General features: G+C 42.7%; 20 protein-coding genes and 1 riboswitch. Of the genes, 9 read left to right on the plus strand and 11 right to left on the minus strand.

Going from position 1 to position 24,616, the window contains the following annotated elements:
* Positions 1-76 precede the first annotated feature (76 nt).
* From mtnA to EJP82_RS08060, 3 genes are all read right to left on the minus strand, one after another.
* Entirely contained in the window at positions 77-1,123 is a 1,047-nt protein-coding gene (mtnA, locus tag EJP82_RS08050; protein ID WP_127191692.1) for an S-methyl-5-thioribose-1-phosphate isomerase, read from the minus strand.
* Positions 1,124-1,170: 47 nt separating this feature from the next.
* Positions 1,171-1,905, minus strand: a complete 735-nt coding sequence (locus EJP82_RS08055; protein WP_127191525.1) for a GntR family transcriptional regulator — start codon at positions 1,903-1,905, stop codon at positions 1,171-1,173.
* Between the two features lie 82 nt (positions 1,906-1,987).
* Positions 1,988-2,716, minus strand: coding sequence for a nucleoside phosphorylase (locus EJP82_RS08060; protein ID WP_342773680.1), 729 nt, complete (start codon positions 2,714-2,716; stop codon positions 1,988-1,990).
* A gap of 283 nt (positions 2,717-2,999) precedes the next feature.
* Here EJP82_RS08060 and EJP82_RS08065 point away from each other — a divergent pair, with 283 nt between their 5' ends.
* Complete coding sequence (locus EJP82_RS08065) at positions 3,000-3,530, plus strand: GNAT family N-acetyltransferase (protein WP_127191526.1); 531 nt, start codon at positions 3,000-3,002, stop codon at positions 3,528-3,530.
* Positions 3,531-3,841: 311 nt separating this feature from the next.
* Here EJP82_RS08065 and nspC read toward each other — a convergent pair whose 3' ends face one another.
* The gene (gene nspC / locus EJP82_RS08070; RefSeq protein ID WP_127191527.1) at positions 3,842-4,969 is read right to left on the minus strand and encodes a carboxynorspermidine decarboxylase; all 1,128 of its coding nucleotides are present in this window, start codon (positions 4,967-4,969) and stop codon (positions 3,842-3,844) included.
* A 1-nt stretch (position 4,970) separates the two neighbouring features.
* Entirely contained in the window at positions 4,971-6,209 is a 1,239-nt protein-coding gene (locus EJP82_RS08075; protein WP_127191528.1) for a saccharopine dehydrogenase family protein, read from the minus strand.
* 710 nt (positions 6,210-6,919) lie between these two features.
* Positions 6,920-7,000, plus strand: a riboswitch (glycine riboswitch).
* 151 nt (positions 7,001-7,151) lie between these two features.
* Between EJP82_RS08075 and EJP82_RS08080 the strand changes: the two genes are divergently transcribed.
* The 5 genes from EJP82_RS08080 to EJP82_RS08100 all read left to right on the plus strand — a co-directional run bounded on the left by EJP82_RS08080 (position 7,152) and on the right by EJP82_RS08100 (position 16,792).
* The gene (locus EJP82_RS08080) at positions 7,152-8,501 is read left to right on the plus strand and encodes an amino acid permease (RefSeq protein WP_127191529.1); all 1,350 of its coding nucleotides are present in this window, start codon (positions 7,152-7,154) and stop codon (positions 8,499-8,501) included.
* Positions 8,502-8,856: 355 nt separating this feature from the next.
* Positions 8,857-10,905: an S-layer homology domain-containing protein gene (locus EJP82_RS08085; RefSeq protein WP_127191530.1), complete on the plus strand. Its 2,049-nt coding sequence runs from the start codon at positions 8,857-8,859 to the stop codon at positions 10,903-10,905.
* 417 nt (positions 10,906-11,322) lie between these two features.
* Positions 11,323-12,423: an FIST signal transduction protein gene (locus tag EJP82_RS08090; protein WP_127191531.1), complete on the plus strand. Its 1,101-nt coding sequence runs from the start codon at positions 11,323-11,325 to the stop codon at positions 12,421-12,423.
* Positions 12,424-12,438: 15 nt separating this feature from the next.
* Positions 12,439-13,428, plus strand: coding sequence for a methyl-accepting chemotaxis protein (locus EJP82_RS08095; RefSeq protein WP_127191532.1), 990 nt, complete (start codon positions 12,439-12,441; stop codon positions 13,426-13,428).
* A gap of 226 nt (positions 13,429-13,654) precedes the next feature.
* Positions 13,655-16,792: an ATP-binding protein gene (locus EJP82_RS08100; protein WP_127191533.1), complete on the plus strand. Its 3,138-nt coding sequence runs from the start codon at positions 13,655-13,657 to the stop codon at positions 16,790-16,792.
* 69 nt (positions 16,793-16,861) lie between these two features.
* On the opposite strand, the gene EJP82_RS08105 is transcribed toward EJP82_RS08100, so the two are convergent.
* Positions 16,862-17,629, minus strand: coding sequence for a metallophosphoesterase (locus EJP82_RS08105; RefSeq protein WP_127191534.1), 768 nt, complete (start codon positions 17,627-17,629; stop codon positions 16,862-16,864).
* 150 nt (positions 17,630-17,779) lie between these two features.
* On the opposite strand from EJP82_RS08105, the gene EJP82_RS08110 reads away from it, so the two are divergent.
* Both EJP82_RS08110 and EJP82_RS08115 read left to right on the plus strand, forming a co-directional pair.
* Positions 17,780-18,727 carry a helix-turn-helix transcriptional regulator gene (locus EJP82_RS08110; protein WP_127191535.1) on the plus strand — a complete coding sequence of 316 codons (948 nt, stop codon included), beginning with the start codon at positions 17,780-17,782 and terminating at the stop codon, positions 18,725-18,727.
* A 65-nt stretch (positions 18,728-18,792) separates the two neighbouring features.
* Complete coding sequence (locus tag EJP82_RS08115; RefSeq protein WP_127191694.1) at positions 18,793-19,338, plus strand: DinB family protein; 546 nt, start codon at positions 18,793-18,795, stop codon at positions 19,336-19,338.
* Between the two features lie 111 nt (positions 19,339-19,449).
* Here EJP82_RS08115 and EJP82_RS08120 read toward each other — a convergent pair whose 3' ends face one another.
* From EJP82_RS08120 to EJP82_RS08135, 4 genes are read right to left on the minus strand one after another with little or no spacing between them, the layout of a single operon-like run.
* Positions 19,450-20,262, minus strand: coding sequence for an ABC transporter ATP-binding protein (locus tag EJP82_RS08120; protein ID WP_127191536.1), 813 nt, complete (start codon positions 20,260-20,262; stop codon positions 19,450-19,452).
* Positions 20,262-21,293 carry a FecCD family ABC transporter permease gene (locus EJP82_RS08125; protein ID WP_127191537.1) on the minus strand — a complete coding sequence of 344 codons (1,032 nt, stop codon included), beginning with the start codon at positions 21,291-21,293 and terminating at the stop codon, positions 20,262-20,264. Before EJP82_RS08125 ends, EJP82_RS08120 begins: the two co-directional genes overlap by 1 nt.
* The gene (locus EJP82_RS08130; protein ID WP_127191538.1) at positions 21,290-22,330 is read right to left on the minus strand and encodes a FecCD family ABC transporter permease; all 1,041 of its coding nucleotides are present in this window, start codon (positions 22,328-22,330) and stop codon (positions 21,290-21,292) included. The genes EJP82_RS08125 and EJP82_RS08130 overlap by 4 nt, the downstream gene beginning before the upstream one ends.
* Positions 22,323-23,396 carry an iron-siderophore ABC transporter substrate-binding protein gene (locus EJP82_RS08135; protein WP_127191539.1) on the minus strand — a complete coding sequence of 358 codons (1,074 nt, stop codon included), beginning with the start codon at positions 23,394-23,396 and terminating at the stop codon, positions 22,323-22,325. The genes EJP82_RS08130 and EJP82_RS08135 overlap by 8 nt, the downstream gene beginning before the upstream one ends.
* 277 nt (positions 23,397-23,673) lie before the next feature.
* Here EJP82_RS08135 and EJP82_RS08140 point away from each other — a divergent pair, with 277 nt between their 5' ends.
* A complete protein-coding gene (locus EJP82_RS08140) occupies positions 23,674-24,270 on the plus strand; it encodes a DUF2238 domain-containing protein (RefSeq protein ID WP_127191540.1) in 597 nt (198 codons plus the stop codon).
* On the opposite strand, the gene EJP82_RS08145 is transcribed toward EJP82_RS08140, so the two are convergent.
* Complete coding sequence (locus EJP82_RS08145) at positions 24,267-24,608, minus strand: winged helix-turn-helix transcriptional regulator (protein WP_127191541.1); 342 nt, start codon at positions 24,606-24,608, stop codon at positions 24,267-24,269. The genes EJP82_RS08140 and EJP82_RS08145 overlap by 4 nt on opposite strands.
* Positions 24,609-24,616: the final 8 nt, after the last annotated feature.

The following is a 24,616-nucleotide window of genomic DNA, read 5'->3' on the forward strand; positions in this document are numbered from 1 at the left end:
GACCCTCCGCTGTAGTTGAATATCTTCTGAAGTGATGGTGCCTAGCTGCCCAAACAGTGGTAGAGGGCTAAACTTTTTATACGAATAGTGTTTTTAAATTTTCAGAATAAGGGGCTTGAATAATTCCCTTTTCAGTAATAATCGCTGTAATCAAATCGTTTGGTGTTACATCAAAAGCAGGGTTGAACACTTTTACGCCATCTGGTGCGGTTTGTTTGCCGAAACTATGAGTAATCTCTGTAGCAGAGCGCTCTTCAATTGGGATCTCAGCTCCAGTAGATGTTTCCATATCAATTGTAGAAAGAGGGCTTGCTACGTAGAATGGAATATTGTGTTTTTGTGCGAGAACTGCAAGACCATAGGTACCAATCTTGTTCGCAGTATCTCCATTAGCCGCAATCCGGTCGCATCCTACGATAACTGCATCTACTTTACCTTGCTGCATCACCATCGCTGCCATGCTATCCGTAATCAAGGTAACATCCACACCTGCTTTCATAAGCTCCCATGTGGTCAAGCGAGCACCCTGCAATAGAGGTCTAGTCTCGTCAGCAAACACTTTAATATCCATGCCACGTTCTTTGGCAAGATAGATCGGAGCCAGTGCTGTTCCATACTTGGCTGTTGCAATTCCACCTGCATTGCAGTGAGTAAGCAGTGTCATGCCATCTTGTAGTAGAGTGAGACCATATTGTCCAATGGATGCGCAAATCTTTGCATCATCTTTCTTGATTGCATCGGCTTCGTTATGAAGAATTTGTTTGATTTCAGGGATAGATATGTTTTTGTTGTCCACTAATGTCTTCTTCATACGGCCCAGTGCCCAGAACAAGTTAACAGCAGTTGGGCGGGATGAGGCTAGATAGTTGGAGATCTCCTCATATTTCACGAAGAAAGATGCATAATCTGTTTCAGTCAATTGACTAGCACCAAGTGCAACGCCGTATGCAGCTGCGATCCCTATTGCTGGAGCACCACGAACCTTAAGCTCGAAGATGGCATCCCATAATTCCTTCAGTGTTTCAATTTCTAGATATACTTCTTCTAAGGGTAATTTAGTTTGATCAAGAAGGATGATTTTTGTCCCATCGTATTTCACAGACTCTATGTGTATCATGTCCATCATTCCTTTGTATTAACAAAATATTTCAATCATCCTTCTACAGATTACTATCTTCGCCGAACGATATGAAATTTCAAAATATTGTTCACGATCAAACTTTTCCCATGAAATATTGGATCATTTGCATTGGAGTAGAAAGTTTGTTCCAAAATTTGAAGCGCGTCATGCTTTTTAACGCCTAGCTTATCGGCATCTCCCGCGGTAGCATTCTCAGCAAATAAATTGCAATGAGAGCTAAAAATTTGAATATTTTGCGCAGCACTTAGATAACTCAGGATGGATGAATTGGCATAATTGGTGAAGAAATCAGCACTTACATACTTCTCAGGAATATAAATTCGGTCCAAGGCAAACGGTTTGTTGTCTGCAGTACGAATTCGCTCAAAGGATAATAAGATCTCATCATCTTTCAAGCCAAGCAACTCTCTGATGGATTCATCACTCGAGACCTTAGGTTCTGTGATTCCAATAGTACCGACGGTGTAGTTCTGTGCCATAACCAGATCTGTCATACTGTCCAGCTTCTCGATGCCTGTCGTTAACATAGGTGTCTTGGAAATGACAAATGTACCTACGCCATGTTTACGAACGATGTATCCTTTTAGCTCTAATATCTGAAGGGCCTCCCGTAGTATGGGGCGACTAATATTTAGCTTGTCAGCGAGCTTCTGCTCCGCATCCAATTTGTCTCCAATTTTGAATACATCCGTTTCAATGAGATCTATAATAGTTCGTACCGCAATCGATGATAATGTTTCTTTTTCAATTCCAATGTTTTTCATTAATTTACCTCCTAAAGCGACTTATTTCATCTTACTATTGTTGATTAGTGAAAAACGATGCGCATTCTAGGAGGTAGAGTTTCTATAGGGTTAGCATCGTTTCCAGAGCAATATCAATCTCAGCCTGAACGGCTTCTTTAACGGAATCTTTGTGTGGGTTGTAATCATTCATATCACTAAAAGCATATCCATCGAGTGCAAAGATACCGACAGCGGAAACACCTCTTAATCTAGCAATCACATAAAGCGCTGCGAGTTCCATCTCTGCACCAAGAGCACCTGACTCTTTGTACAGCATGTGAGGGAACTGAACGGGTCCTGCATAGAATGCATCCAAGGTAACGATCGTACCTAGGCCATACTTGAAATTCGTTTTCTTTGCTTGTTCTTCTAACTTAAGCAGCATATTGAAGTCTGCAACAGCGGGCACGCCATCAGGTACCATTTGCTTCGTTAGACCTTCTGCTCGTACAGCAGAATCTGCGATAATCATGCTTCCGGGAGGCAATTCATCCGTATATGAGCCTGCTGTGCCTACGCGAATGATTTTTTTGGCACCTGCTTTAATCAGTTCTTCGAAACAAACAGCTGCACCTGGAGAACCAACACCGTGACTTGTAACGGTTATTTTTTTGCCCTTATACCAGCCATTTATCGTGCGGTATTCTCTGGAATATGCGATTTCCTCAGCGTTATCTAATTGATCGCCAATCACTTTGGCGCGTTCGGGATCGCCCACCACAATTACATGCTCAGAAATAGCCCCAGGTTTCACTTTAATATTGGGTAATATCATTTCAGTCTTATCCACGAGGTTCACCCCAATCAGTCATTAAGAGGTCTGACCTCTTTACCATTATTCTACGCAGCAGAGAAAACGTCGTCAAATGTTATTATTAAACAGCTGAATGCCAGGTATAAGCAGAAAACTATAGAGCCTATAGACTCGTTAAGGAGAACCGTATCATAAGTAGCGTAGATAAATCCTATAAGCACTTGTATAATGAAACTAACTTCAAAAATGAAGGGACTGAACTATGCGCAGATGTCAATATCTTAAACCTAACTATTAAAATATAATGGAGGTAAAAGTATTGATTACAGAGTTACACACAGAACGTTTACATTTGAGGAAAATGAAGGTATCAGATTCATCTAATTTGTTTAAAATTTGGTCTGATCCAGATGTTACTAAATTTATGAATGTTAGTTGTTTTACTGATGAAAATCAAGCAAAAGAAATGATTAATCTTCTTGATGATCTTTCTCGAGACAGTAAGGCTATTCGTTTCTCCATAATTATAAAAGAGTCCAATGAAATTATTGGTTCTTGTGGTTTTAATTCCTTTGATTTTGAAAATGAAAAAGCAGAAATTGGATATGATGTTGCTAAATCATATTGGGGAAGAGGATACGCTTCAGAAGCTATCTGTTCTTTGTTAGATCACGCATTCTCATCTTTAAAGCTGAATCGAGTCGAAGCAAAGGTTGACCCCGAAAATGTGAATTCTATAAAGCTTTTACAAAAGCTCAACTTTACTTTTGAAGGAACACTTAGACAATATGAAAGAGTAGAAGGAAAGTTTAACGATCTCAATATTTATTCAAAATTAATATCAGATTGATTTGATTTTCTGCCTATTTTGAATTGTAAGCTGCATAAACGAAAACTTACTGTTACAGACAGCCTCGGGAAACCGTATCACAAGGCATTAAATTAACGGGACACGAGGGGTTTAATAAAGAGGGATCTGTTCAAAGAAGCCACTCCATTGTTCGGAGTGGCTTTATGTTTATATACAGATGTAAACGTTATGGTCAAATCGTACTTTGTGCTTAAATATGATACACCGAACCGTAACATAAGTAGTCTGGGTATGCGGCAACTCATTCGTCGTTTACGGATATAACGGGTCCGGCCGGCTTTGGTTATTTATTAAGCTAGTCTCATTTTAAAATCCTGATAGCCGAACTCGCGAACGACGCGGAAATTACCGTCTTTCTCCAACACGGCGATGGCCGGCAGTGGCATGCCGTTAAAGGTGCTGGTTTTGACCATGGAGTAGATCGCCATATCTTCAAACACTAATCTGTCGCCGTTTTTTAAGGGCTGATCGAAGGAATAGTCTCCGATGACATCGCCCGTAAGGCAGGTCGGACCGCCAAGCCGATAGGTGTATGGCTTCTCGCCGGCTTCGCCCGAATCAACAAGTGGTGGGCGATACGGCATTTCCAGCACATCCGGCATATGACATGTAGCCGACGTGTCCACGATAGCAATCTCGATGCCGTTCCTATGGATATCCAGTACGGAGGTGACCATATAGCCCGCATTAAGCGCAACAGCTTCTCCGGGTTCAAGGTAAACTTCCAAGCCATATTTAACCTGCATTCGCGAAATGCAAGCTTCGAGTCTTGGGATATCATAGTCGTCTCTTGTGATATGGTGACCGCCACCGAAATTGATCCATTCCATTTGCGGCAGCCATGGCCCAAACTTGTCTTCGACCGCATTTAGCGTGGTCTCCAAATCGTCGGAGTTCTGTTGGCAAAGGGTATGGAAGTGCAATCCTGAAACGCCCTCAAGCAGTTCCGGCCGGAAATCCTCCTGTTTCACGCCGAATCTTGACCCTGGCGAGCAGGGATCATAGATTTCGTGTCCCTCTTGCGTCGAGCATTCCGGATTGATACGTAGGCCGACTTTTCTGCCAGCTGCAAGAGCTTTTGCTTTATACTTTTCCAGCTGGGAGAAGGAATTAAAGATGATATGGTCACAAATGGCTATAATTCCGTCGATTTCATCTTCACGATAGGCAGGGGCAAAGACGTGATTTTCTTTGCCCATTTCTTCGTGACCCAGCCTTGCTTCGAATAAACCGCTAGCAGTCGTACCGCTTAAGTATTTTCCAATGAGGGGATACATGGTGGTCATGGAAAAAGCTTTTTGCGCCAGCACAATCTTGGCTCCTGTACGCTGCATAACTTCGCTTAGGATTTTTAGGTTTTTTTCGATGAGTGCTTCATCGACTACGAAACAGGGTGTCGGTAATTCCTCGAACCGCATATTAGCGAACGAGCTCCGGCTTTTTCGCTTCCTCTGGCAATGCGTCAACCAGCACAGGGTTAAAGTCTTCTACCCATGGAAGTCCCCATTTGTTTAGCTCTTCCATGAATGGATCCGGATCGAACTCTTCGATATTGAATACGCCTGGTTTATTCCATTTGCCAGTCATGACCATCGCTGCGCCGATCATGGCAGGTACGCCAGTTGTATAGGAGACGGCTTGGGAGCCCACTTCCTTATAGCACTCTTGGTGGTCACAAACATTGTAGACATAGTAAGTCTTGTCTTGGCCGTCTTTTTTTCCTTTGAAAATGCAGCCGATGTTCGTCTTGCCCACTGTACGAGGTCCAAGGGAAGCCGGATCTGGGAGTATAGCCTTTAGGAACTGAAGCGGAATGATTTGTTTGCCTTCGTATTCGATCGGTTCGATGGAAGTCATTCCTACGTTTTCAAGCGCCTTTAAGTGCATGAGATAACTTGGGCCGAAGGTCATGAAGAAACGGATGCGTTTCAGTCCTGGCATGTTTTGCGCAAGGGATTCGAGCTCTTCATGGTACAGCAGATACATATCCTTTTCGCCGACTTGAGCAAAGTTATAACCGCGTTTGATCTCCATTGGCTTCGTTTCGATCCATTCGCCATTTTCCCAGTAACGTCCGTTAGCGGATACTTCACGGATGTTGATTTCTGGGTTGAAATTGGTTGCGAAAGGATAGCCGTGATCGCCGCCGTTGCAATCCAGAATGTCGATATATTCGATTTCGTCAAAATAGTGTTTCAACGCATAGGCGGAGAATACGCCGGTTACGCCTGGGTCGAACCCGCTGCCCAAAAGAGCTGTGATCCCTGCTTTTTCAAAGCGCTCGCGGTAATCCCATTGCCATTTGTATTCGAATTTCGCCGTATCTTCCGGCTCATAGTTTGCCGTATCCATATAGTGCGTTTTGGTGGCTAGGCAAGCATCCATGATCGTCAAATCCTGGTAAGGTAGAGCCAAGTTCATAACGATATCCGGTTTGAATTCATTAATCAAAGCGATCAGCTCATCTACGTTGTCTGCATTAACCTGTGCAGTCGTAATTTTGGTTTTACCGCCGTCTAATTTCGCTTTCAGATCATCGCATTTGGATTTCGTCCGGCTAGCGATACAGATTTCTTCAAAAACCTCACTGTTTTGAACACATTTATGAATTGCTACTGCTGCTACGCCTCCGGCGCCAATGATAAGTGCTTTTCCCATTTTTCGATCTCCTCACCCAAGTAATTTTTTTGAAAAAACGCGAAAACGGCAACAAAAAAAGCAAGCGGAACACGCATCATGCGCATCACACTTGCTTCGATATAGTTAAATAATAAGACAGTCCCAATAAGCATGACTGGACAAACTTCTTGCGTGCTCGTCAGTCATAAAGTTCATAGTTTCATGGGGAAAGGCCCTTAATATTCAAATATATCATGTTAGGATCAGAGTCTATATAGCAAATAATTCACTTTTACCACTCTTATTGACCGTTTCACAAGTTGTGTGCTAAATGCACTGGTTGTAAAGTAACCAACTTATAAAATTTGAGCTTTTAACTCAATCAATAAGGCAACGAAAGTTGCCAATCGGCATTTGACCCGGCTGTCCGTATGGCCTTAACTTCTTTAGGAAGTGGTCAAAGATTATCTGCTTGGAAAGATCCTAGATATATTAAATATTAGCTTCCCAAAATTTATGCTTCTTCATAATAGCAGGCTAGGGGCTATTGAGCAAGAAAAATTTTCGAATAAACGCATATTTTTTTTCGTGGCGCTGAGAACCAATGAAGTTCAAGGTTCATTGATTGTATTTAATGTTATTGACAAGCCATGTAAGCAAGACTATTATTGAAAATCATGTGAAACATATTACATGTCTTAAAATTTAATAATTCGCAAGCTATGATTGCTATGGATCACACTATAGCAGGAGCAGCTTCTGGAGAGACTGCGGTAATTCCGCAGCGCCGAAGGGTTCACAATCTCAGGCAAAAGGACAGAAGAGTACTGAATATTTATTTATCGTGCTAATAATTATTATTAGTAGGATAGATATTATTTAATATTCTTATGAACTTAGGAGATTGGATGACATCCGATCTCTTTTTTTTGTACCAATTTTTTGAACTAATTTATTGTATTCATTAAGGGGGAACTAGGTGTGGCACAACGAGAATTAAAGCGGGAATTAGAAAATCGGCATGTTCAACTCATTGCAATTGGCGGAACCATTGGGACTGGATTGTTTTTAGGATCCGGTAAAGCGATACAACTGGCAGGACCCTCCATCATCTTTGCTTATCTAATTGTGGGTATTGCCATTTTCTTTGTTATGAGGGCGTTAGGAGAACTTTTGTTATCTAAAGCAGGGTATCAATCCTTTACAGATATTGCCGAGGACTATCTTGGGCCGCGAGCCGCGTTTGTAACCGGATGGACCTATTGGTTTTGTTGGATCATGACGGCAATGGCTGATATTATTGCTGTCGGGATCTATGTACAATATTGGTTCGATATCCCGCAATGGATCCCTGAGGTTCTTTGCTTAATCATTTTATTAGGACTCAATCTATTAACTGTCAAAAATTTTGGGGAATTGGAATTTTGGTTTGCCTTAATCAAGGTGGTCACTATTCTCGCATTAATCGCCATTGGTGTTATCTTGGTGGTGATTGGATTCAAAACCGATGCAGGAATGGTTACGGTCAAGAATATTTGGGGACATGGGGGAATGTTTCCAAACGGAATTTCAGGATTCTTACTGTCTTTCCAAATGGTTGTGTTTGCCTTTGTCGGTGTAGAATTAGTGGGTGTATCCGCAGCGGAAACATCCGATCCACAGAAAAATATCCCGTCGGCCATTAATAAAATTCCATTAAGAATTCTATTCTTCTACGTGGGTGCAATTATTGCTCTATTATGCATTAACCCATGGACGGAGCTAAGTCCGGCAGAAAGTCCTTTTGTTAAAACATTTGCTTTAGTAGGGATTCCGATTGCCGCGGGAATTATTAACTTTGTCGTATTAACTTCAGCCGCTTCTGCTTGTAACAGCGGAATGTTCTCAACAAGCCGTATTCTATATAACTTAGGCAAGAATGATCAGGCTCCATCTGGTTTTGCCAAATTGAATAAAAATCATGTGCCCAAAAATGGGTTGCTCATATCCACGCTTGTCCTATCTGCGGGAGCTCTTTTGAGTAAACTTATTCCAGAACAGGCTTTTGGAATCGTGACAACCATTAGTGCCATTTGTTTTATTTGGGTGTGGGGTGTGGTCCTCATTTGCCATATAAAGTATAAGAAAACTCAGCCGCAATTGCATGAAAAATCAAAATTCAAAGCACCTTTTACACCATTTATCAATTATGTTGTTCTAGCTTTGTTTGCTATCATTCTCATTATTATGCTGTTTGCTGAAGAAACACGTCCGGCCCTATTGTTAACACCTCTATGGTTTATTCTATTATTTGTTTTGTATTCTTCGAATAGAAGGAAAAAGGCGAAATAGTTAAGATAACATGAGAAGACCCTCCTCGAAAAGTTATCGAGGAGGTCTTTCTTCAGCAAAATAGAAAATATGCTAACGGATTCGATAAGTCTAAAATCGAAAAATCATTAACGGATTGTATTTAAGACACAACCAAATACGTTTAAGAAGGCCATCCGAGGGAGTGGCCTTAAAGTTTGCCGTTGCGTTGTAGATAGCGCGCCACCTTTCTTCCCCTAAATATGAATCTTTTAAAAGAAATTTGAAATCTATTAAGATTTCATTAAGATACAGAATTAATTTTCTGTTAAAATATTACTGATAAATTTTTAATAATTAAAAATTTCATTTTGGGGAAGGTAGGTTAGGTTAAATCATGAACAAGAAGCTTTTTATTTGGTTTACGGCTCTGACAGTTGGTCTAACGTCCGCGTTATCGATTGGCGGTGGTGTGAGTGAGGCAAAGACCTCGGCCGATTTCAGCGATTTAAAGGATTTGGACGCAGCTACAAAGGCGAAGTTTGATGCCCTGATTCAAGCAGGTATTTTCAATGGAGTCTCTGACAATAATTTCGGTCTGAATGAAGAAATGAATCGAGCCCAATTCGCAAAGGTAGCAGCGCTTATTACTGGCCTGGAAGTCAACCCAGCCTTAAAGACATCATCTTTCAGTGACGTACAGGCAACTGATGCAGCAAACGGCTATGCGCTGCCTTATATCGAGGCGCTCAAGCAAGCAGGAATCACCAACGGTGTAGGCTCTGGAGAATTTAACCCTTCGGGTACTGTGACTAAGGAAGAATTAGCAACATTTCTAGTTCGGGTATTAGGTCAGGATGCAAGGGCACAGTCGGCTCCAGGTGTTAGCGATGGTACTGTATCCGATTGGGCGAGAGGTTATGTCCAGGTGGCACTTGGGCAAGGATTGCTAAGCAACTCTTCGGACGGTACATTCGGCGGTAAAGAAGAAGCGAGCCGTAAGTTACTTGCTACCGGATCCTTCGAAACCGCCAAAACGTTCGAAGCTACCAGGCCTCTTGAGGTGTCAGGAGCGGACTTCACCGCGGGGAACAAGTTGGAACTGACGCTAACAGTAGGGATCGATGGGAGTTCCGTTGATCTATCCAAGATTACGATTAACGGTGTGCCGCTTGATCCGAAGTTAGACAGTTATGTGCTGTCCGAGGACAAGAAGACGATCATTATCAAGTTGCATCAAGGTTTTAAGCTCGATACATCCAAGACACCGGTTATCGTAGTAAAAGGCTTGAAGACATTATTCGGTAACGAGGTGAAAAATGAGGAGAGTACATTAATATCGGTTAAGATAACCGAGCCTCCGGCGACGCCACCAGTAGTCACGCCATCGACATCAACCCCATCCACGCCATCGCCATCCACGCCTATACCCACACCAGGGCCTGATGTGACTCTGGCAATTAATGCCGCCAACGGAACCATCACGCAAACGACGGCTTCTTATCCGGTAACGGGATCGGTCACCGGGGTTATGTATTATTCCGTGCTTCCATCCGGTTTGGCAGCACCAAGCTTGGATGGTATTAAATTAGGGACGAATTCTGTCGTCCACGGTTCGGTTGAATTGGATGGAACCAAGGGGAATTTGGAACTGTACGGATTGTCAGCGGGCACTTCATACGTGTTGTATGCTTATGAGTCTGCCAATAATAAGACATCTACCATCTCCAATGTACCTTTTCAGACGTTGGTTGAGCAGCAAATCGGACCTGTGATTACTTTTAACGCATTGGTGACAAATAGAAGCAGGGGAGACGTTAGCGACTCGATCAATGCAAGTGTGAACGCCGATGGATATGATAAGCTATATTACGTTCTTACCGAGTTTAGTCCTTCTGATTCTCCAAGCGCTGATCAAGTAAAATCCGGGCTGGATGCAACGGGAGTTCCAGCGCTTCAGTATGGGACGATCGATACGGACTCACGGGAATCCAATATTGGTATCTCCGGGGACTTGCTTTCCAACATGACTTATCGTCTCTACATAGTGGGATCTAAGGAAAATTTGAATAGTCAAGTTGCGGAGTTTACCTTCTATCGTACGGATCCGATCATCGAATCGTTTATGAGTATAAGCATGCCTATCGTGACCCCTAATTTGATTACGGTCTCACCGGAGTACACCGGAAGTAATTATAATTTCTACTACTTAACAACAGATCAGTTTGCAGGTGTGAATCCACCTTCTGCTGATTATATTATTAATCAGGGTGGGCTTGGAACGTATAATTCAGAAGACAGAACAGTGAGTATTCAGGGTTTGTTTGCCGCCGGTATTGGACTTTATACGGTCATTGTGGAATACGATCAAACGGTGGGCGATTATATTCGCTCGAACGTAGTAACCTATATTCCTGTTCCTAGTAGTGAATTAGACCGCAGATAAAACAGAGGCCGCTGAAGAACTTGTAGTTTTTTGGAACTACTAAAGTTAGATGAATAAAAAGACGACCCTTATTCCCATTTTTCGGGCTGAAGGTCGTCTTTTCGTTTATGATTAACCGTGAATATATCGATTCAGTTTACTTTCTCATACTGCTTATAGATACATAGGAAATGAGCGGACGGCGAATTATTTTGTCGAGGAAGGCTCGGAGAATCTTGTACTCACCTATTTCCAATAGATATCATAATTACAATAAATTTTGAAATGATTCAACAAATTTATGTCGATACATGCCAAGTTTGTGAATATTACCGCAAGTGGCAATTGTAAGCCAAAGAAAGGGAGTTTATACTTAGCCTTAATATTGATAGATACATAAGTTATGATAACTATATTTTCTACTAGAGGGAGCTATTTATGAAGTTTTCCGTTGGTAAAAGCTCGAAACGTGATTTCAAGGAAGCTGTATCGGAAGCTGCAGCAGGGCTCGTTTCGCCCAAACTCCTGTTGTTCTTCTCTGATGTGGAGTGCTTTGAGGGCTATAACGAAGAAATTAAGGGACGGTTTAAGGACAGCATTATCCTCGGATCCACCACCTTTGCGGGCTTCTGCAAGGATGGCGCTTATAAGGATAGCTTGCTTGTTATGGGGATTGAAGAGGGGATTGAATGCTACGCCGACGTGCTGGAGGACGCCAATCGGTATCCGCTGAAATATGTGGATCGGGTTCAACAATGCGTACAAAAGTTCGGTAATACGAAAAACACAGTATGTTTTGAGATCTCTACTGCACTGATAAGCTGCGAGGAATTGGTTCTGTCCACTCTCAATTCCATCCTTGAGGATAAGGAGATTCCCTTGTTCGGGGGATCAGCTGGGGACTACGGTAAAGCAGAGAAAACATTGATATCTTTTAATGGCAGTATTTACAGGAATGCCTGTGCTTTTGTCATCATCAAGAACCTGGGCGGGAAGATCCACCTATATCGGGAGAACATCTATAAACCGACAGCCCATTACTTCACTGCAACGAAGGTTGATGAACGAAACCGGATTGTTCACGAATACGACAACCGGCCTGCCGCCAAAGTTGTAGCGGAGGCTCTGAATACCACGGTAGAAGGATTACCGAAATACTTAGATAGTTATCCCATGGGCAGAATCATCGGTAATGACATGTATATCACTGCTAACCAGATGGTCACTGCAAACAACGGGATGGCTTATCACGCAAGAGTCTATAATAATTCTCAAATGGTACTTCTTGAACCGGATGACTACAAGAAAGTTATACATACCACCATCGAAACGGTTAAAAAAGATATTCCTAATCCTTCGCTGGCCATAATGATCAATTGTTTGGCTAGATCTATGCTGTTTGAGGGGGATGTCTATCTAAACGACTTTGCCAAGGAAATGAGTTCGGCCTTGGGTAATTATATTGGATTTGCTGGGTATGGAGAGCAGTTGGGGCAGCAGCATTTTAACCAGACCATGGTCTTGGCTGTATTCGAATAGTGAGGTAGGATGCATATGAAATGGTTCAAATCAATATATAAAAATGTCGGGACGGATAGCGTGGCGGTCGCAATTGAGCCTGTGCAGAAGTTGATTCCAGAAGCGTCAATCAGTTACGACCAAGAAGTTCATTATGGTATTATGCACATCGAGAAGAAACTCGGTGAATTTATGAACGAAGAAGTCATCGTGACCCAATCTATTCATGAGATCGGTACAACTTACTCCCAGATTAACTCCATCCAGGATATGATCATGAATTTGGATGCTAACTTCAATCAGTTCAGGCAGTATGTTCAGGAAATTGATGGTGTAATGAATCAGACAGATACCACCGTCAAACAAGCGGATGATAAAATAGGTATCCTATCGGATAAGTTGAATGGAACTTGTGAACAGCTTCACTCCATTACGGATGCGTTCCATGTGCTGGAGCAAAACTTCGGGCATATCAAGGAAATGTCCGCCAGCATTACCGATATCGCAAGGAACACGAATCTACTAGCGCTCAACGCTTCCATCGAGGCTGCCCGTGCAGGTGATGCCGGAAGAGGGTTTGCCGTTGTCGCGGATGAAATAAGGAAGTTATCCTCCTCCACTACCCAACTGGTCCATGGTATTGATGATAGCGTCACAGCACTATATCAAAGCATCGATTCACTTAAGGGAAGAATTGATCACACCACTGCGACCATCCAAGACAACTATGAATATGCTCAAAATGTACAGCAGGACTTTAAACAGGTAACGGAATCTACGGTGGAAGTAAAGAATTTCAGCAATCATATTATTACAGGAATCGAACGAACAAGCTCGGAGATCAATGGCGCGGTGTCGGGAGTGGGCTCTGTAACCGAGCTTGTGACCTCGCTTGGCAATAAGCTGGAGAAGCTGAACTTGCGATTAAGTAAAAGGTCCATCATCATTTGCAGTATTACGGACTTTCTTCAGCAAATCGAAAATATGCTAACGGATTCGATAAGCCAAAAATCAAAGAAGCATTAATGGAATGTGTTGAAGTCATAACCGAATACGCTTAAGAAGGCCACCCGATGGGGTGGCCTTAAAATTTGCCGTTGCGTTTGAAAAATCGTTTGAAAATCTAAAGTCTACTAAGCAGGTATACCTGTATAATAGACATAAGGAAATCTATACCATCCGTTACTCTACATGTTCACTGAGGCGGATTGTGAGTTACTTACATGAATGTCTTAGAAGAGAGGAATACTTCTTGGCAAATCATTCACGAAAATACCAAATGAAAATGAGTCATATACTATTATTACTAGGACTATTCTTAGTTATTTTATCCTGTTCGCGCATTTTGTGGATGGAAATGTTTCATGATCAAAAACATGAGCTAATTAAAAACGGGCAATTCGATTTGCGCAGTTGGAATGCAGAAGATGGGGATATTGTTTTACTAGACGGGGAATGGGAGTTTTATCCCTCACAGTGGTTGATGGACGGCAGACGGCAACAAGCATTAGATGAGAATGAGCCAAGGCTTATTCAGGTTCCAGGAAGATGGAATGAAGCTCTGTATACTGAAAAATCAACTCCATACGGATTTGCTTCTTATCGCTTGCTTCTTTATGTAAATCAGGAAAAGGACCTTAATTATAGTATTCGTGTACCCAGCGTACGCACTGCATCAGAATTATATGTAAACGGTCGATTGCTTACTAAATCCGGACAGGTGGCGACAACAAAGGATGAATATATTTCGAAGGACCTACCTTATTCTACAACCTTTACAGCAGACGAAAACGGTGTAATCGAACTCGTCATTCAGGCGGCAAATTATGTGGATAGTCGAAGCGGGGGCATTGTCCGATCCATTAAATTTGGTTCAGAAGAAGCCATTGCCAAAGAGATGAAATCTTCCATTTTTATGCAGTTTTTGGCAGCGATTATATTTATTATGCATGCTGTCTATGCACTTATTTTGTATTTACTAGGAAATAAGGAAAAGAAGCTGCTTTATTTCAGTTTGCTTGCATTATGTGTAACGATCACGAGTGTCTTTAGTACGGATGAGAAGTTGTTCCATCAATTATTTTACATTGGAATTAATTGGGATTTTAGGCTGACTAATATTGCTTTCGTTATTGCAGCCTATGCTTTGCTCCAGTGTACGAATCATCGCGAGCTTCTATATTGGCGTAGGATGTACCCTGTCTATAAAGTAATGAGTCTAGGGACTGCCGGCATCACTTTCTTTTTAGATCCATCTCAAGTGATTATGCTCTTTCCGATTTATTATTTATTAGTTGGTATTGCTGCAGTTATCACGTTGATTACAATGGTTAAAAAAGTAATCAAAGGATTAAAGAGCAATCTTTTACTGCTTTTCTCTTTTCTTGCGTTGATGAACCATTCTCTTTGGTCGTTAATCTTGCTGGATAGTGGTTTGAGTCTTGTCTACTATCCGTTCGATATGATTATTGCGATGGGTTGTTTAGCTTCTGAATGGTTTAAGGGTTACTTTATCATGCATGCGAACACCAAAGAGCTTGCTGCAACCTTGCAAAGAATGAATGACCATAAGGATCAATTTCTGGCAAACACATCGCATGAATTTAAAAATCCGCTGCATAGCATTCTTAACATGTCACAATCCGTTTTAAAAAGGGAACAGCATTTATTGCAGGAACGGAGCATCAAGGAGCTTGAAACGGTTTTATCTGTAGGACGTCGAATGACATTAATATTAAATGATTTGATTGATGTGATGAGTTTACGGGAGGGCAATCCGCGTATACAGAAAAAAGTTATATCTATTCAGCCAATTGTGACCGGAGTACTTGATATGCTGCAATTTAATGCAGAAGTAAAGTCTATAACAATTGCAAATCAAATTCCTGAAGATTTTTCTCCAGTACATGCGGATGAGAACCGGGTTATTCAGATCGTTTTCAATTTACTTCATAATGCTGTGAAATTTTCGAACGATGGGGTCATTTCGATTCAAGCTTTTGTAAAGGACGGACGAGCTTATATCGTTATTACTGATACCGGGATTGGAATGGATGAGAACATGCTTAGGCGCCTATTCCGTCCGTACGAGCAAGCTAGCACGAGTGAGACCATGATTGAGGGTGGCTTTGGGTTAGGTTTGAGTATAAGCAAGCAACTGGTTGAGCTTCATGGAGGTACGTTAGATGTGTCCTCTGTTTTAGGAGAAGGCTCAAAATTCACTTTTTCATTAGAGCTAGCAGGCTTGGAAGAGAATGATGTGACGAACTCTTTTGAACCGTTACTATTACAATCCATGCCGACTCAAGAACATGTTTCGATCAAAGCAGTAAAGGCAGATATCCCGATGACTGCAAAACCAACAACTTTTTTAGAAATGGATCGAGACCGTCCAATCCTATTAATTGTTGATGATGATCCTATTAACCTTCAAGTGCTTGAAGCCATACTACCACCAGACGAATATGATATAACAATGGTAACGAGTGGCAAAGAAGCGTTAGCTGCATTGGACATAAAGAAGTGGGACCTGGTCATCTCCGATATTATGATGCCGCTGATGTCCGGTTATGAGCTGACACGAATGATTCGTGAGCGGTTTACACTTACAGAGCTCCCTGTTTTGCTCCTTACTGCAAGAAGCCGACCGGAGGATATTCAAAGTGGTTTTATAGCGGGAGCAAACGATTATGTCACGAAGCCAGTGGAAGCTATAGAAATCAAATCGCGTATAGAGGCGCTAATTACGATTAAACAATCCGTTCGGGAACAACTGCGATTAGAAGCTGCATGGTTACAAGCGCAAATAAAACCTCATTTTTTATTTAATACGTTGAATGCTGTAATAGCCTTAAGTGACATTGATTTGAATAAAATGCGTGATTTGCTTGATGAGTTCAGTAATTTGTTGAGGAGTAAATTTAAATTTCAAAACATGGATAATCTTGTTCCAATCCAAGAAGAGCTAAGTCTAGTGCGCTCTTATCTATATATTGAAAAGGTTCGGTTTGAAGAAAGGTTACAGGTTATTTGGGAGATAGACGAATGCGAGGACATAAAAGTTCCATTTCTTTCGATCCAGCCTCTCGTTGAAAATGCAATAAGACATGGCATAATGAAGCGCAGTCGTGGAGGAAAGATCCTTATTCGGATTTCTGTCTATGAGACGCATGCAGAGATAACAATTGAAGACGATGGGGACGGAATAGACGAGGTTCAATTGCAACGAATATTAGATAGAAAAGCAGATAGCCGTTCAGGCGTCGGATTGATTAATACGGATCAACGATTGAAACGGCACTTCGGAAAAGGACTTAATATCAAAAGTAAGTTAGGTACAGGGACGAAGGTAACCTTTCATGTACCTAACAGGTTGCATAGCGGGGATTAAACTTGGTGATATCTATAAATCTATATAAGAGAAGCTTAACTTATATGGTGTTTGGTGGATATCAGGGGCTCAGAGTTCATGCAGAGTGACTTCACTGCGAATAAGGAATCGAGCATTTATACCAGCCTGACCAACCCCTTTAGAGATATAGAATGTGCCATGGGTACCTGAATGCATTCCCTTGTAAATACCATCGGCTGCTAGCCTACCTTTATCTATGTATTGGAACAAATACGGCACGTTGAATTGCATACCGTGGAAATGGCCGGCCATCAAGTAGGTATACTTGCGTTTAATAGATAGAACAAGATTCGGGTTATGAGTGAGGACTAAGATCGGTTTGCTTGGATCGACGTTTGCGAATGCTTTATCAACCTTGCTTTTCTTGCTGCCAAAATCATCGATGCCAACAATTTGAAAGTTATCAACCACTATGGACTCATTGATAAGGACTTGTATACCTGCGCCCTCGAGAATGCGGATAAGCTGATTAAAAGCAGTGAACTTTAGGCGATGATCATGATTCCCCAATACGGCAAACACAGGAATGCCGGGCCCTGCAATCGCGTGAGCATACCGCTGCACCTTGGATAAATATCGGGATTTTTGAGTGAAGTCTCCAGTGAGAACAATATAATCTGGAGCTTCTTTTGTAATCAAACGGGTCAATCTTCTTGGGCTGATACGGAGTTTCTCCACATGTAGGTCACTAATTTGAAGAACTCGACTTCCAATCCCACAAGAGTAGCGGACACGTTCCACCTTAAGCCATTGTGTAGGAAAGATCAGAAGGAAATAGATGACGGCAGCGATAAACAGGATTATGTAATAGATCATGGAGTACATCCTTCCTTTTTGCAAAGTGGATAAAAGTGATATATTCAAGTATAGATGGCTTAATCCCTAACAACAAATTCATTATAAAGGAATTGCGCCATGAAGGCAGCAATACAGTATAAAACAACCTCCCGGGAAGGGTGCAGACACATGAATAAAACGGATCGTATGTTAGCCATTGTACTTGAACTGCAGCGTAACAAGGTGTTACGAGCCGAGGATTTAGCCGCTAAATTTGAAACTAGCGTAAGAACTATCTACAGGGACATTCAGGCTTTGAGTGAAGCAGGCGTATCTGTGATAGGGGCTCCTGGTCAGGGATATTCCTTAATGGATGGGTATTTCCTACCACCGGTCAGTTTCACGGTGGAAGAGGCTGTGACGTTACTCATCGGGACAGATTTTATCGAGCAGTGGTTTGATACCGACTATAGCCATAAGTCTCGAACTTCGAGAAGGAAGATTGAAGTCATCCTACCGGAGCCAATCCGCAGTGAGGCCTCCCGGATACGCAAGAGCTTTCGTTTGTTTACATTGGCTGAAGATATAGTACGAATACAAGAGAAGGCATACTTGGAAGCGATTCGTCGAGCGATATTGGAGGAAAGGAAAGTAAGCTTCCACTATTCCAAAAGAATTGCCGAAGTGGACGGGAACCGCCAAAGTGTTCGTACGGTTGCTCCTTATGGACTTGTGTTTCATCAAGGGGCATGGGTACTCATCGGACATTGTGAGTTGCGCCAAGATATCCGTCATTTCCGGTTATCCCGGATGACGGAGCTTATCGATCTGGAGGATCAATTTAAGCAGCCAGCTGATTTTCATTTGGATGTATACCAGCCTTCAGACGACCGCAACGTCACTGTGTGCATCCTTGTCCAATCTGATATTGCCGATAAGGTAAGGGAGTCTAATAACTTTTATTTAGAAACCATAGAGGATCATACGGAAGGATTGCTGATGACCTTTCGCGTTCGACAACCCGATGAATTGCTGCACTTCGTGCTCGGCTGGGGAGCCGGAGTGGTTGTACTGGAGCCGGAATCCTTCAGGCAACGGGTCAGAACTGAATTGGAAAAAACGTTAAAACGGTACTGACATAATGGTGTCAGTACCGTTTTTGTATACTTAGATAAAAAGATAACTAAGGGAGCTAATGTATGATGATTACAACAAAGGAAGCATTACAACGCTTTGAAGAAACGGCGATATATTATATTCATGAATTGGATCAATTCAATATGGAGCAACTGAAGCAAAAGCCAAGCGACAACGAGTGGTCAATCGGGCAGATGGTTCAACATCTTATTAGCTCCGCGCTTTATATGCAGCTTCGTAATCTGGATCAATGCTTGGTGCCAAGCGAAGATCCTCTGGTACCTCGAAAGGAAAAGACCGAGCTTGGTGCGGCGGTATTTGCTCAAGGTAGTTTTCCGCCCATTCGTATTCAGGTTCCGCCTTCTGCCCAATATACACCAGAGCAGCCAGAGGGAAAAGAGCAGCTCATTCAAGGGTTACACAAAGCTATCCAGAGAATGAAGGAGATTGAACCGACCCTTGAAAAAGCATCCAAACAAAATACAGTGTCACATCCGTCATTCGGTGGACTGTGTGCGGAGGAATGGTTTCTGCTTGTTGAAATGCACTACCGTCATCATCTTCTGCAGCTAGACCGCTTGAAACAAGGATTGTTTGGAGCAGCGAAATAGACACGGTCATTTTGAGATCGGTCAGAAGGACTTTGTGACGATTGTTAATGCGATGCTGGGCAAGGTGATACGGTGGTCCGTATCATAATTAGCTGGGGTAATAGCCTTTATTTAAGGAGTACACTTATTAGCATGATATCGCCCTATTGGCACCACCATAGGTGAACCTGAGATCGGATCTTCTATCACTGAGCAATCAAGCCCGAAAATCTCTTTCACCAAGGAGCTCGTTATAACCTTTGAGGGCACACCCTCAGACACAAGCGTTCCTTTATGAAGTGCGAAAATATAGTCTGCATAACGTGCGGACAAGTTGATATCATGGAGAACCATGACGATCGTAGTTCCGTGTGTTCGGTTAAGGTCTGTGAGTAGGTCAAGAATCTCAACTTGATATGCGATATCTAAAAAGGTTGTAGGTTCATCAAGAAATAGAATGTCGGTTTGTTGCGCTAGAGCCATTGCAATCCAGACACGCTGCCTTTGACCACCCGAAAGCTCGTCAATATTATGGTTGGCAAACTCAGTAATATCCATAATTCTCATTGCTTCGGCTACGGCCTCATAATCCTTTTTGGTCCATCCGCTGAACAATGACTGGTGTGGGAATCTCCCCCGCCCAACCAAATCTGCCACGGAAATTCCTTCCGGAACAATGGGCGATTGCGGCAGCAGCCCGACCACTCGGGCCAATTGTTTGGGTGAAATTTTGCCGATTGCCTTCCCATCGAGAGTGACTTTTCCGGATATAGGCTTGATAAGCCTTGCCAGTGTTTTAAGAAGCGTAGACTTCCCGCAGCCATTTGAACCAATAATGACACTGATTTTATTGCTGGGGATTTCAAGGCTTATTTTCTGGATCACCGGTTTATTATCATAGCCCGCTACTAATTGTTCAGCTTGAAAAGTATGTGTTACTGTCATTATAATTCTCCCTTTCGATTCATTCGGATCAGCAAGAAGATCAGATAAGGTGCTCCGAGTAATCCGGTTATGATACCCACAGGGAATCTGTATGCAAAAGCAAACTGTCCGATCAGATCTGACGCCAAAACCAGATTAACGCCAACAAGACCTGCCGGAATGACGTTTGAGAAGCCGACTCCAACTAACCTTTTTGCGATGGGTCCCGAAAGGAAGGAGACAAAGGCTATTGGACCCGTGACAGCGGTAGCAATAGCAATCATGATGACGGAACTCACAATAAGCGCAATTCTAGTCTTATCCGCATCGACACCGAGCGAAGAAGCCGCTTGTTCTCCAAGTTCCAATATATTTAGATGTTTGCCCAGCATGATAACGATAGGAGCAAAGATAAGCACCGTTATGACAAGAGGTGGAAGCTCCTTCATCTGAGAGCCATTGAGGCTGCCCGTGAGCCATCTGAGTGCTGCAGGAATATCTTGTTGTGCGCTAATGAGCAGAAGATAGGATATCACGGCGTCAAGCATGGCCTGTATGCCTATTCCGACAAGAATTAACCGCCCAATCGAGAATGACTTTCCTCTGGATAAGAAATAAATCAATATCACTGTTGCAAGACCGGCAACCACCGAAGCCACGGAAATAATAGCCCCGCTTGTATGAAGTATTATGATGCAAAAAACAGCCGCCGCACCTGAGCCGGAAGTAATTCCGATTACATTCGGGTTGGCGAGGGGATTACGCAGCATGGTCTGGAAGGTGTATCCGGCAAGACCGAACGCAAATCCGGCAAAAAGACCTGCCAGCATTCTCGGTAGACGTATGGTATTAACCGCAAAAGACACGCCCTTGAGCTGTTCTCCTGAAAGCGCCCGGATTACATCTTTAACTGGATAAATGGTGTTTCCGAGTAAAAGCATAGTGATGCAAAGCGTGCAAGCAAGCACCACAAGGATGCCGGTAACAAGAAGCCAACGGCGGCGTCTTTGACGTCTACCCGCCATAATAAAATCAATAGATGGATTCTTCATAATGAACGCACTTTCGATTTCATAGCTAATATGATGAGTATTGGAGCTCCTATAAACGCTGTAACTACACCGACTTCGACCTCTCCAGTACCGCCGATAAGCCTGCCGCCTACATCAGAAATCGTCAAAATGATTGCTCCTGTTAGAGCTGACATCGGTATAACAAAACGTAAGTCAGGTCCAAGAATAAGCCGCACAACATGAGTTGATAAAAGACCGATAAAACCAATAGGGCCTGCCAACGCAGTCGTCGCTCCGCATAAAAGAACACCCGTAAGAGCTGCGAAAAATCTCAATACGCCTGTTCGAACGCCCAGTCCGGTCGCAACATCATCTCCCAGTGCCAGCGCATTTAATGCCGGGGCAGTAATAAACCCTATCAATATTCCGACAATCAAAAAGGGGGAAAAAGTAGCAATACCATTCCAGGTTGCCGAACCTACACTGCCCACTTGCCAAAACCTGAATTGATCCATGACATCAGCGCGTGGAATCATGATTGCAGTGACAAGAGAAGAAAGGGCTGCGCTTGTGGCAGCCCCCGCGAGAACAAGCTTAATGGGCGTGGCACCGCCACGTCCCATCGACCCTATTCCGAATACGAACACTGCAGTAATCGCAGCTCCGGCTAATGCCAGCCATATATATTGGTTTGCGGTGCTTATGTTCAAGAATGCAATTCCGCAAACAACAAACAAGGAAGCGCCTGTATTAACTCCCAGTATACTTGGGTCTGCAATCGGATTGCGGGTGACTGCTTGCATAAGTGCTCCGGAAACTCCAAGGGCCGCACCGCAAAGTAGACTGAATACAGTTCGGGAAATCCGCTTGCGCACCACGCTTGTCTCGAAGGAGTCTATATCCGGGTGGAATAAACCGTCTATCAGTTCTTTAACACTCATCACCCGAGATCCTAAGACCAGAGATGCAAATATGCATATTCCGAGCAAGATCATACAAATCACCAGAACCGTCGTAAAATTCCTAGGAGTATGCAAGCTGGATAGCTTATTTTTTGAAGACGATGAACTATTCATTCAGCTTATCAATAGCTCCGTCGATTAATGCCAGGTATTCATCCATGGTATAAGAGATCGAAAGTGGATTTGGGTTTCCGGAAGCCGCCAAAGGTGTACCGTTACCAATAAATACGACGGATCCTCTCTGGATCGCAGCAATTTTACCAAGCACAGGATCAGCTTTAACTGCTTGATATAAGCTTTCATCGCCATATCCAATGATAAGATCAGCATCGTTAAGGATGTCAGCATTTTCGGCGCTTAAATTCATGAAGAAGGCGGTTGGATCCGTAATCTGCGACGTAACGCTTTCGGGATAAGTCATTCCCAGCTCAATCAGGAAAGAGCCGCGGGGATCAGCAGGTGTATAAATATGAAGTTGAGACATATCTTCAGCCGAGAAGTTGGCCCAAACTACCTTTTTCCCCTTCATATCAGGATGTGCGCTTGCCTTCTCCTGAATGAGTTTCTCGGTGTCCTTGATAAGTTGTTCACCCTCCGCTTTCATGCCCATACCTGTTGCATTATTAATGACTTGTTCACGCCATGTGGTAGACCATGCAGTGGTCTGATAAGCCACAACCGGAGCAATTTGGCTAAGCGTATCATAGTCTTCCTGTGTAATACCGGAATAAGCTGCAAGAATGACATCCGGGTCGGAATCGGAGATCGCTTCAAAATCAAGGCCGTCTGTATCCTGAAAAATATTAGGATTTGTTGTGCCAAGTTCCTTCAGTTTTTCCGCTGTCCAAGGCAAAAGTCCACTGTCATCCTGAACGCCGTAATTCGCCGCCGAGAAACCTACAGGTACAACACCGAGAGCAAGAACAACATCATGATTCGCCCATTGTATGGTAGCTACACGTTCAGGTTTGCTTTCAATAACAGTTTCGCCAAAAGCATGCTTGATCACGATCGGATATTCAGCATTTGCATCTTGGGAAGCGGGTGTTTCTGTTTTAGGTGTTTCGGCATCTACCGAAGCAGTCGAATTGGAGGACTGACTAGAACAACCTACTAGCGTCAGTGCAAGAAGAGCGGAAATGAATAATGTGGTTAATGACATCTTTCGTTTTGTGTTCATGCGTATCCCCTGTCCTATCAAGAAATGTATTTTTTAAATATATTTGATAATGATTCTCAATGTCACTAAATATATCCCTTCTGTAGATGGGATGTCAATAAAAAATTTGCTAGTATGGTTTCGAGGAGCCTAATCCAAACAACCCGCTTGTCGTATGGGCCGACTTTGAACTGGTGATAATACAACCTGATGATGTATTTGCATACTATATTATATGAAGGCGATGAAAAGGCTCGTGGAGATTTAATGAATCGAGGCCAGTCGGAAAGGAACTGCTATGCAAGACACTTCTAGAAATCATAGGTTTAATCATATTTTTAAAATGATTCTCTATGTCATATGCGGAGTATCAATTATTTATTTTGGTATGACTGAAACTTACGACAAATGTTTTCAAGCTGGTCTTATTATTGTCGTTCTGTTGCTATTCAGGGGCTTAATCAGATGGACCAAAAGCGAACTGTCTCCCGCATTGCGCCTCTCGGTGCTGATCTTTATCACGCTCACGATGATGATCGCTAACTTGTTTAATATGTATGCTGTCATTCCTTATCTAGACAAGATTGAACATCTGTTGTCTGGTGTTATTCTATTCTTCGTAGGACAATTCATCTTGAACAAGATGGCTAAGCGTAAAGGATTAGGCAGTATGCCTTACAACATTTTGATCTGGTTCTCTTTCTTCTTTGCTGTTGCAATGGCTGGAATGTGGGAGATTTATGAGTTTACGGTGGATCATCTATTCGGACTCCATTCGCAAAATGGTAGTTTGACCGATACGATGCTGGATATAATCTGCGGAACAGTGGGTGCTGTCGTCGCATCCTTCTATTTGTTATATAAAGCACGCGGTCTTTTTGCGCCCAAAAGTTAATTGCTTTGGTTTTTTACCCCCCACTCACATAACGCTTCCATAGCGGGTAATAATGTTTTCGCTTTATTTGTGAGACTGTACTCGACCTTTGGTGGAACTTGAGGATACTCTTTTCGATTCACCATACCATCCGCTTCCAACTCTTTGAGCTGTGAACTCAATGTTTTATAAGTAATAGCTCCTATCTGTCTTTTCAGATCATTAAAACGAACCAGTTGGTTTTCAGCCAGAAGGTAAATAATAACCATTTTCCATTTGCCCCCGATAACTGACAGTGTATAACCGAAAGGTGTATCTTGAATCTTTTTAACTTTACCTTTGTATTCAGCCATCCCCATATTTACAC

The sequence above is a fragment of the Paenibacillus anaericanus genome (assembly GCF_003994475.1).
GTDB classification, from domain to species: Bacteria; Bacillota; Bacilli; order Paenibacillales; family Paenibacillaceae; genus Fontibacillus; species Fontibacillus anaericanus.